Origin of the sequence: Cellvibrio mixtus subsp. mixtus J3-8 (genome assembly GCF_000766945.1) — a bacterium.
GTDB lineage: Bacteria > Pseudomonadota > Gammaproteobacteria > Pseudomonadales > Cellvibrionaceae > Cellvibrio > Cellvibrio mixtus_A.
The window spans coordinates 1-9,400 of record NZ_KN266212.1; the positions used below are offsets into that span (position 1 = coordinate 1).

Annotated in this window: 9 protein-coding genes; 6 read left to right on the forward strand and 3 right to left on the reverse strand. The window is 44.6% G+C overall.

Annotated elements, in window-relative coordinates:
• Window positions 1–266 precede the first annotated feature (266 nt).
• Window positions 267–1,031 carry a hypothetical protein gene (locus tag A596_RS17295; protein WP_039917169.1) on the forward strand — a complete coding sequence of 255 codons (765 nt, stop codon included), beginning with the start codon at window positions 267–269 and terminating at the stop codon, window positions 1,029–1,031.
• 10 nt (window positions 1,032–1,041) lie between these two features.
• Complete coding sequence (rimI, locus tag A596_RS17300; RefSeq protein ID WP_039917171.1) at window positions 1,042–1,524, forward strand: ribosomal protein S18-alanine N-acetyltransferase; 483 nt, start codon at window positions 1,042–1,044, stop codon at window positions 1,522–1,524.
• A 1-nt stretch (window position 1,525) separates the two neighbouring features.
• On the opposite strand, the gene A596_RS17305 is transcribed toward rimI, so the two are convergent.
• Window positions 1,526–2,068 (reverse strand): response regulator transcription factor, encoded by a 543-nt coding sequence (locus tag A596_RS17305; protein WP_039917173.1) that lies wholly within the window; start codon window positions 2,066–2,068, stop codon window positions 1,526–1,528.
• Between the two features lie 9 nt (window positions 2,069–2,077).
• Window positions 2,078–3,376: an ATP-binding protein gene (locus A596_RS17310; RefSeq protein ID WP_039917175.1), complete on the reverse strand. Its 1,299-nt coding sequence runs from the start codon at window positions 3,374–3,376 to the stop codon at window positions 2,078–2,080.
• Window positions 3,377–3,553: 177 nt separating this feature from the next.
• Between A596_RS17310 and A596_RS17315 the strand changes: the two genes are divergently transcribed.
• The 3 genes from A596_RS17315 (at window position 3,554) to A596_RS17325 (ending at window position 7,181) form a co-directional block, all read left to right on the forward strand.
• Window positions 3,554–4,912, forward strand: coding sequence for an MATE family efflux transporter (locus A596_RS17315; protein WP_039917177.1), 1,359 nt, complete (start codon window positions 3,554–3,556; stop codon window positions 4,910–4,912).
• Window positions 4,913–5,000: 88 nt separating this feature from the next.
• Entirely contained in the window at window positions 5,001–6,578 is a 1,578-nt protein-coding gene (locus A596_RS17320) for a peptide chain release factor 3 (protein WP_039917178.1), read from the forward strand.
• Window positions 6,579–6,626: 48 nt separating this feature from the next.
• The gene (locus A596_RS17325; protein ID WP_039917180.1) at window positions 6,627–7,181 is read left to right on the forward strand and encodes a hypothetical protein; all 555 of its coding nucleotides are present in this window, start codon (window positions 6,627–6,629) and stop codon (window positions 7,179–7,181) included.
• Between the two features lie 120 nt (window positions 7,182–7,301).
• On the opposite strand, the gene A596_RS17330 is transcribed toward A596_RS17325, so the two are convergent.
• On the reverse strand, window positions 7,302–8,339 hold the full coding sequence (locus A596_RS17330; protein WP_039917182.1) for a TonB family protein: 1,038 nt from the start codon (window positions 8,337–8,339) through the stop codon (window positions 7,302–7,304).
• 323 nt (window positions 8,340–8,662) lie between these two features.
• Here A596_RS17330 and A596_RS17335 point away from each other — a divergent pair, with 323 nt between their 5' ends.
• Entirely contained in the window at window positions 8,663–9,322 is a 660-nt protein-coding gene (locus A596_RS17335; RefSeq protein ID WP_084128562.1) for a cyclic nucleotide-binding domain-containing protein, read from the forward strand.
• Window positions 9,323–9,400: the final 78 nt, after the last annotated feature.

The window sequence follows — 9,400 nt, forward strand, 5'->3', positions numbered from 1 at the left end:
GATGGTAGTGTGGGGTCTCCCCATGTGAGAGTAGGTCATCGTCAAGCTTTTAAATTATAAAACGCCCGTTAGTTAACGCTATCGGGCGTTTTTGTTTTACGTGATAAAAATTTAGCCTTATTGAAGTTTATTTAGTTATCGATAAGAATAAACTTTGATAATCCCATTTGCTAACCAAGCAATTAATCTCGATTCCAATTTATAATTACTTTATCAGCTATTGAATTGGGTTCGACCAATTTCCGATGTAATCATGTGATTAACAAATGAATGAGCTTCAGCGGCAAACCTATTTATCTGCACTAGGTATTGAGAATTATATGCCGCGTTGGCGATTACCTAATGCGCCGGAACCTGTTGCTTGTGTGATGCCAGTTATTGATATAGGGAATGATTCGTCTGCTGTATTGGAACAAACCATCCCTGCTGTGATTTCTTCAATAGTTCCCTCAAAAGTAGAAACTGCTATTACTATAGATGTCCTTGCAAATCTGGATGTTCGTCAGAAGCCATCAGTACCAATTAATGCAGCAGCTATATTGCAGCAGCTGGAAGAAAAGAAACCTGCTGTTGTAGCTCCTTTTTCATTGAGTGTGTGGCGTCCGGTATCTGGATTTTTAATTATTGATTCTCGCAATACAACACTCGCACTACCAACTGACCTGTTTCTTAATAATATATTGAGGGTATGTTTAACTGAAAAATTTAATCTGAGTGAAGAGGTTTTGCGTTGGCCAATGATTGAAAACCGGTATGTATCCCGTACCGAAATAGATGCTCGCAATGAACTACAAACCTGGTTGGCTGTGGAGAATGAATTGCGTCCTATTAACCGTTTATGGTTGTTAGGTGAGGCCTCTGGAAAATATTTCATTGGGGATGATATGTCTGCGGTGGAAAATCGTTGGAAAAAAATTGCCATTAATAGTTTGTCGGGACAAGTACAGGTAACTGCAATGTTATTGCCAAGTTTGAATGAACTATTACAAAACCCAAGCGATAAAGCTCGCTTATGGTCAATGCTTGATTAATATTCCCTTCATGAATTCGTTATCAATTTTCACACACACCGGCTTGGAATTATTTTTGCGCGAAATAACCGCGACAGATATTCCACAAATAATGACGCTTGAACGCAGTGCGCATACTCACCCCTGGCGACAATCCAGCTTTGAAGATTGTTTAAAAGGCCGGCAAAAATGCTGGCTGGCAGAATCTAAAAACCTGTTAGTGGGATATGTGGTTGTAACCCATGGTGGCGGCGACGCAGAACTGTTAAATATTTCTGTGGCACCACAATTCCAGCGTAAAGGAATTGGTCAGTGCTTGTTGGCGCATGCAGTTAACTGTGTTAAAGGTAAAGCTGATATGTTGTTTCTTGAGGTCAGGGTGTCTAATCGTAAAGCGATTGAGCTCTATTCAAAAGAAGGTTTTTTTGAAGTAGGGCAGCGTAAAAATTATTATCCAACTGTGAATGGGCACGAAGATGCATTGTTAATGGCAATGCAACTTGATCCTATATAATTTATTGTTTTACTGGCCGTTTCTGTAATTTTCGCTGCAGTGTGCGCCGATGCATTCCCAATGCGCGAGCAGTAGCTGAAATATTTCCGTTATTTTCCTGCAATACTTTCTGGATATGTTCCCACTCCAATCTATCCACTGACAGCGGTGTGTAATTCATTTCCTGCAATTCCGATATGGGCTCCTGCCCAAATGCAGCAAGGATTTCATCGGTATCTGCAGGTTTGCATAAATAATTTATTGCACCGGACTTTACCGCTTCTACTGCAGTAGAAATACTTGAGTATCCAGTGAGCATTACTATTTGCAGATCGGGTGATTTTATTTTTAATTCGCGAATTAATTGCAGCCCTGAATCGTTGCCGAGTTTTAAATCAACAATTGCCTTTGCAATAAAAAACTGCTCAATGAGCTGTAAGGCTTGATGTGCATCTTGCGCAATTGCACAGGAAAATTGACGACGCTTGAGGGCTCTCTCCAGCATAGCTGCAAGAGTGGGATCATCATCGACAATTAAAAAATCCAGTGTGTTTTGGCTGTTCATAATTAATTGTTATGCTGCGTCGAAAGTGGTTATTAGTGGAAGTTTCATGCGTGTTATTGTCCCTTGCGGTACTCGTTTATGTAGTGTGACCGTTCCACCATGGCGATTGATGGTTGCCTGGGTTAATAGAAGGCCTATGCCTAAGCCTTTATTTTTGGTAGAAATAAATGATTTACCAAGATGAGCGCTAACTTCTTCTGCAATACCGGGCCCTGAATCCTCAATTGTCCATAATATGGTTTCAGCATTCCACTCAATATGAATAGAAATATCATCGGGGCTTGCATCGGCAGCATTGTTAAGTAAATTTAAGATGGCTTGTGCGATGGTTGGCGAAAAAACTGCATTTAAGTCTGCTACACAGTTTGCAAACTCAATACGAGATTTAACATCGGGCCGCAAAATTTTCCAGCGCTGGATTAAGTTGTCGCAATAGGTTTGCACAGGTTCTGCAGCAATTTGCCCTTCTTTTGCAAGTTCAGCCTTGTTAACTAAATCGCGCAGTGTGGAAGCGCATTGATTGACTTGCTCTTGTAGTAAGGTCAGATCCTGATGCAATTGTTGATTGTCTGAATATTCTTGTCGTAGTTCACTAATTAATACTTTCATTGTTGAGAGCGGTGTTCCCAACTCATGTGCTGTTCCTGCTGCGAGGGTTGCTACTGCCATCACCTGCTCATCGCGTAATTGGTCTTCGCGCCAGCGATTTAATTGTGCCTCTTGTGCACGCAGATCCCGCGCCATTTTCACTACGAAATAAGTAATCAGGCCGGCACTGATAAAAAAATTCAACCACATGCCAAGAACATGCAAGTTGATAGAGCTGGCATCATGTTGATGATGATCAGGCGCCAGTATCGGCAGCGGCACGTTAAAAAAAAGTAGAAGTGAATAACTAAGAATGCTTAGCCCGGTAATGGTAAGGGTAAATCTACCTCCGAGTGTTGCTGCAGAAATACATACGGGCACCAGAAAGTACGATACAAATGGGTTATTGGCTCCCCCACTAAAATAAAATACAGCGCTAAGGCAAAACAGATCGATCAATAACTGGATAAAAAATTCTATCTCGGTGACCGGTAATGATTGGCGCAAACGCGAAAAGGTTAGCAAATTGACACCGGTCAGGATAACCAATGCAATTAAAATCTCGGTGAATGGCAAATCAACGGAACCATCCCATAAGCACACTACGGCTGCTATACCTAATAAAATAAGCACGAGCGTGCGAATCATCACCCAATAATTTAAATGCTGGGTGTGATTGGCAAGTGCGAAAGAAATCTGTCGATTCACGGATATTGGCATAAAAGGATATCAATAAAAAGAAACTCGCTGATTATAACCAAGGTACCTGTAAGCGCATGCTTTTCTGCGCATGAAGTACTGTGGCAGTTTGTCGCAGCTTCTTGCTGCAAACATAAATTGCGAATTGGCACTGATGTATACTGCACGCCTTTTGTTGATCCAGTCGCCGGCGCATTTATGGCAGAACCCTTACAGGCAACCCTTATCGAAGGCCGGGTCTCTACCCAACTAAAGCATTTGGCCCTGCCTTTGATGTGGGGGTTAATGGCAACTATGTCGCTCAACGCCATTGAAACATTTTTTGTCGCTCAATTAGGGCGTGAACCATTAGCAGCATTAAGTTTTACTTTCCCGATTATCATGGTGCTGACTAGCCTCGCGATCGGCTTGGGTGCGGGAACCTCATCAGCGGTAGCTAGAGCAATAGGAGAAGGAGACTCTACCAAAGCCCGTCGTCTTGCAACTGATGCGATGAGTCTCACGCTAATTATTTCGGTCAGTGTTTGTGTCCTTGGATGGATAACACTGGAACCATTATTTCTCGCCTTGGGTGCCCCCGCTGATTTAATTCCCCTGATTCGCTCCTACATGTCCATTTGGTATTTCAGTGCGCCTTGTTTGATGGTGCCAATGGTGTGCCTGTCTGCATTGCGAGCGATGGGCGTGAGTCAGGTACAAGGATATTTGATGGGGGGCGCGGCTTTGGTAAATGTATTGCTGGACCCGATATTAATTTTTGGCCTACTCGGTGCACCGGCGTTGGGCTTGCAAGGAGCAGCACTGGCAACCTTGATTACGCGTGCGTTGATGCTGATTGTTGCATTCTACATCTTGCACTCGCGTTTACAGATGCTGGTTAATCCTTTTCCATCGTGGCATTCATTGAAACGATCCTGGTTGGCGATTATCGAGGTTGGCATCCCTGCGATGGCCGCGAACGTTATTGTTCCGTTTGCTAGTGCAATTGTTGTCGCTATGGTTGCCACTTATGGCACCGATGCTGTGGCTGCGCTGGGAATCGCCATGCGTATTGAGCCACTCGCGTTAATCGCTTTTTACGCACTTTCAGGCGTGGTTGGGCCTTTCTTCGGACAGAACCTGGGCGCGGGGAGAATTGGTCGGTTACAGGATGCGCTACGTGTGCTCACTCAATTTTGTTTGGTATTTGGAGTTGTGATTGCCATTTTGCTCGGTCTTTTCGGTGGTGAAATTGCACAATTATTTGGTGGGCACGATGAAGTTGTCACGATCACCGCCGCGTATTTGAGCATAGTGCCCGTTAGTTACGGTGCTTATGGTTTGGTGATGTCGGTCAATGCGGCCTTTAATGGAATGGGCAATCCATGGCCTGCGATGTTGATTTCTGCCGGGCGAGTGCTTTATGTATACCTTCCTTTGGCCTGGATTGGTCAGCAACTTTGGGGTATGACGGGGATTTTTATGGCAACCGCATTCGCGAATATTTTGCTGGGTATGTGGGCCTGGCTATGGTTGAAGAATCATCTTCGCCAGAATAGTGCCCTTGCTGAATCCTGAGGCTTTAAACTTTGGTCCCTTTAATTGCTCGTGCAGGATATAATTCCCGCCATTTTATTTTCCATTTTTTCTACTACGCGAATTCCCTATGACCAATTTAACTGCCGAGCTGGCGAAACGCCGTACTTTCGCCATCATTTCTCACCCGGACGCCGGTAAAACCACCGTCACTGAAAAGCTGTTGCTATGGGGCAACGCCATCCAATTGGCGGGATCTGTAAAAGGCAAGCGCGGCCCCCATGCAAAATCTGACTGGATGACGATGGAGCAGGAACGTGGAATTTCGGTGACATCATCCGTTATGCAGTTTCCTTACAAAGGGCGCGTCGTAAACCTGCTTGATACCCCAGGTCACGAAGATTTCTCGGAGGATACCTATCGTACCCTCACCGCCGTTGACTCGGTATTGATGATGATTGACGGTGCTAAAGGCGTAGAAGATCGCACCATTAAATTGATGGAAGTTTGCCGTTTACGCGATACACCCATTCTCACCTTTATCAACAAAATGGATCGCGAAAGCCGTGACACCGTTGAGCTGCTGGATGAAATTGAAAATGTATTAAAAATTACCGCAGCGCCCATTAACTGGCCTTTGGGTAGCGGTAAGGAATTCCTTGGTGTTTATAATTTTTATACTGATGTGATTCATGTTTACCAGCAGGGAATGGGGCACACGATTCCGGATGATATTCAAATTAAAGGTTTGGATAGCGCGGAAGCCACTGCATTGATGGGAGCTTACGCCAGTGACTATCGTGAACAAATTGATTTTGTGCGCGGTGCGACTAATGAATTTGATTTGGATGAATATCTTGCGGGCCGTATGACACCGGTTTTTTTCGGCACTGCATTAGGTAACTTCGGTGTGCGTGAAATGCTGGATGGATTTGTCGAGTGGGCACCAACGCCACGTGCACGAGCTACTCATAATCGTGTTGTAGAACCGGCAGAAGAAAAATTTAGCGGCTTTATTTTCAAGATCCAGGCAAATATGGATCCCAAACATCGCGACCGTATTGCGTTCATGCGTATTTGTTCGGGGACCTATTCTCAAGGTATGAAAATGAAACATGTGCGTATTGGCAAAGACGTAAAAATTGCCGATGCAGTAACGTTCATGGCGGGAGACCGCAGTGCAGTCGATGAAGCAATTGCCGGTGATATTATCGGATTGCACAATCACGGCACCATTCAGATCGGAGATACGTTCACCGAAGGAGAAGAATTAAAATTCACCGGTATCCCGCACTTTGCGCCCGAATTATTTCGCCGTATTCGATTGAAAGATCCTCTCAAGATGAAGCAATTGCAAAAAGGTTTGCAGCAATTGTCGGAAGAGGGGTCAACGCAAGTATTTTTCCCTATCAACAATAACGATATTGTTGTCGGGGCTGTGGGTGTGCTGCAATTTGAAGTAGTCGCCTATCGCTTGAAAGATGAGTACAAGGTGGAGGCAATCTACGAACCGGTGAGCGTAACAACCGCGCGCTGGTGTGAATGCAGCGACCCCAAAAAGTTGGAAGAATTCAAACGCAAATGTGCAGAGAATCTGGCGGAAGACGGTGGTGGTCATCTGACTTACCTTGCTCCATCGCGAGTCAATTTATCGTTAACCCAGGAGCGTCATCCGGAAGTAGTATTCCGTGCGACGCGAGAGCATTAATTTTATCTGGCGCTATACTTCTTTCACTTTTTCTATCAAGAGCTGATTGTGTCAACCAACGACGATAACAAGGATCTAATCTGGGATCTGGACGCTTTCAACCAACGCCAGCGCGCGGTGGATTTCGTCATGGGCTTTGAAAACAAGCTCTGCGTCTATTCCAGTTCGGTTGAGCAGCTTTACACCAATTACAATCTTTTTTTCCCCAAGGAAGAAGACCGTAAACTGGTCATTCTTCCTAATCCCTACACGCCACACGATACGTTTAATAGTATTCCAGCCAATGCGGTAACACCGACTGGTATGGAAATTATTCCGGGTGTGTATCAGGCTCGCCCTTGTTTATTCCTGCGAATTCCTTTTCGTAGTGGAACTGTCCGTGCATTACCGTTACAAATGGGGCTGAATATTGTCCGGCAAAAATTGCCGTCCAATAAACCTTTCTTACCGGTATTGATGAAAGGGGATTTACGTGAATTGGATGCATCCACCCCGTGTTTGCATTTGCATACAATACATCCGGGGCGATTGGAGAAACATTCGGTACTTGAGCGCAGTGGAATCCATAAAGTTATCGAACAACGGTTGCGGCAATTATCCTGATGAAATGTACGCTGATAAACGTAAATTATTAGCGTTCCTGATCGCTGGCAAGAACTGGTCAATATTTTATCGCCCATAAAAAAAAGCCACCTTGAAGTGGCTTTTTTTATGGGGAACTAATTATTCCGGTAAGGTCCAACGCATAGGTACAGTAAATTCAAATCTCTGTCCGCTGACGGTTTCTGGTAAAGGTGGGAAGGGCGCGGAGCGATCTACAGCATCCAAGGCTTCCTTATTTAACATATCGAAATTACTACTTTCCAGAATACTTGCGCCGAGAATATTACCTTGGCGATCTACCACCACAGCAACACGTACACTACCAGCCTGGCCTCTGTCTAGTGCCCGTTGTGGATATTTGGTTTTGCTGCGAATTTTCTTGATTGCATCTGATACATAAAATTGGCGTGCTAACAATGTTTGGGCGGTAAGCGCTGGACCTTCATCTTCATCTTGAGCTTTAACTGGAGTTGCGGGGCGTTTTGATGACACAGAAGCTGAACCGGCGGCCACCGGGGTTGATGCATCCACTTTCGGTTTTTCGATTTCATTGGGGGACGCAGCAGCGGATGTTACTGCGACCGCTTTGGCACTGGATTTAGCTTGTGCGGAAGATTTGACATCTCCTGACCAGGTCTTTACTTCTGCCAGCCGTGCCGCAGAAGGGTTGATACCGGTAAAACGCCCGCGTAGCGTAGCGTTAATATCACCAACTTTTAACAAGCTGTCACGATAGTCGGATGAAAGTGGAACGCTACCAATCCAGGTGGCCAGCAGCATTGAAAAAAAGTTTTCATCTTTGATGGTACCAAGTACAACATCATTGATGCTAACAGTGACCCCTTTACCGGGAGTATTACTGATTTTTACGTGGTCATTTTGGATAAGGCGGCCTTTAAACATTGCATCAAAGGCAACGGTATTATCCGCTTGTGCCATGAGGGCGTCGGCCTTGCTGTTTACTGCCAACCCTTCAATCCACAAACGGCTGAAGCGCCTTGCAGTAATTCCTTCGGGACTAACAATTTTGAGCTCCATTCGCATGGGTTGTTTGTTGCGTAATAAAGTATTGGCATCATTACTTAATGATTCTGAATACAGTGCACCGATAAATATTTCCCGTCCTAACTCCTGATGTATGCCAATACCATTGAGCATGGGTTCAGCGCGGGCAAAATGAGCAAAAAGTAGTAGTGAAGTACAAACGAATACTCGGAATAGATGGTTGAAGCGCATAGTCTTGCTACTCTCTATTATCAAAGACTTTATTGTCCTGTGTGTTATGCAGCGGTTTAGGGTGTGACCCCGTAGATATAATATAGAAAAAAAATGGAATGCGCGTACCTTGTCGGTAATTTAGCTATAGTTGTTCTATAGATTTTCAGTAGTATCATATGCGTCAAGGAGTGTTAAGGTTTGGACTGCTCACCACCTCGGGGTATTAGGTAGTGAATCACGAATAAAAACAGCATTACGGGCAGATGATGGAAACAAAACAGCTATATAAAATTCCCAAAGATACCCTGGAGCATTTGCTCGCGGGAATTCCATTTTTTAAAGTAGTAAAACAGCAAGACGTAAAACAATTTGAGATTTTGCTGCAAGCATCGCGAATCATGTCCTTTTTGCCAGGGGAAATTGTTTTACAAAAAGGCGATAGCGGTAACTGGCTCTATTTTTTACTGAAAGGTAAGTTGGCGGTGTATGTTGATCAGGCCCTGAAAGGTGATCTGGTTAATTATGTTACTCCGGGAGAAGTCTTCGGTGATTTGGCCCAGCTCGTTGGGCAGCCTCGCACTGCTACTGTGATTGCCGACCCGGGGGCAAAAGAATCTATGGTATTAGCGTTGGACTTTAATGTGTTCGGGCCACTCAACTCGGTAAGCCCGATCACCTTACAAACCAAATTGGCCTACTATCGTAATACCGCTCACAATTTACGCTGGAAACTGGAAGTCTATAGATCCCAACATTTGCAGCATGAGTTAGCCAACAAGCATCGCCAGATCAAACTGTATGTCGGTCCAAAAGATACCTATGAAGAGCTGGTCTCATTGCACGAGCAATCGCAGGCACTGGCATTGTTGCTGATGGAGTGGAATAAAGAATTTGGCGTTCTTGCCGCTGAATCCATGATTTAATCTTCCAGCTTTACACTTCAATCCCTATCTCTTTGCTGCGCAGAAGCAGTTTGCTAACTTCGGTGCAAACTGGCTTCT

Bases quoted from the DNA above. Each gene is read 5' to 3' on its own strand.
- A596_RS17295 (WP_039917169.1), top strand. From the start codon at position 267: ATGAATGAGCTTCAGCGGCAAACCTATTTATCTGCACTAGGTATTGAG.
- rimI (WP_039917171.1), top strand. From the start codon at position 1,042: ATGAATTCGTTATCAATTTTCACACACACCGGCTTGGAATTATTTTTG.
- A596_RS17305 (WP_039917173.1), bottom strand. From the start codon at position 2,068: ATGAACAGCCAAAACACACTGGATTTTTTAATTGTCGATGATGATCCC.
- A596_RS17310 (WP_039917175.1), bottom strand. From the start codon at position 3,376: ATGCCAATATCCGTGAATCGACAGATTTCTTTCGCACTTGCCAATCAC.
- A596_RS17315 (WP_039917177.1), top strand. From the start codon at position 3,554: ATGGCAGAACCCTTACAGGCAACCCTTATCGAAGGCCGGGTCTCTACC.
- A596_RS17320 (WP_039917178.1), top strand. From the start codon at position 5,001: ATGACCAATTTAACTGCCGAGCTGGCGAAACGCCGTACTTTCGCCATC.
- A596_RS17330 (WP_039917182.1), bottom strand. From the start codon at position 8,339: ATGCTCAATGGTATTGGCATACATCAGGAGTTAGGACGGGAAATATTT.
- A596_RS17335 (WP_084128562.1), top strand. From the start codon at position 8,663: ATGATGGAAACAAAACAGCTATATAAAATTCCCAAAGATACCCTGGAG.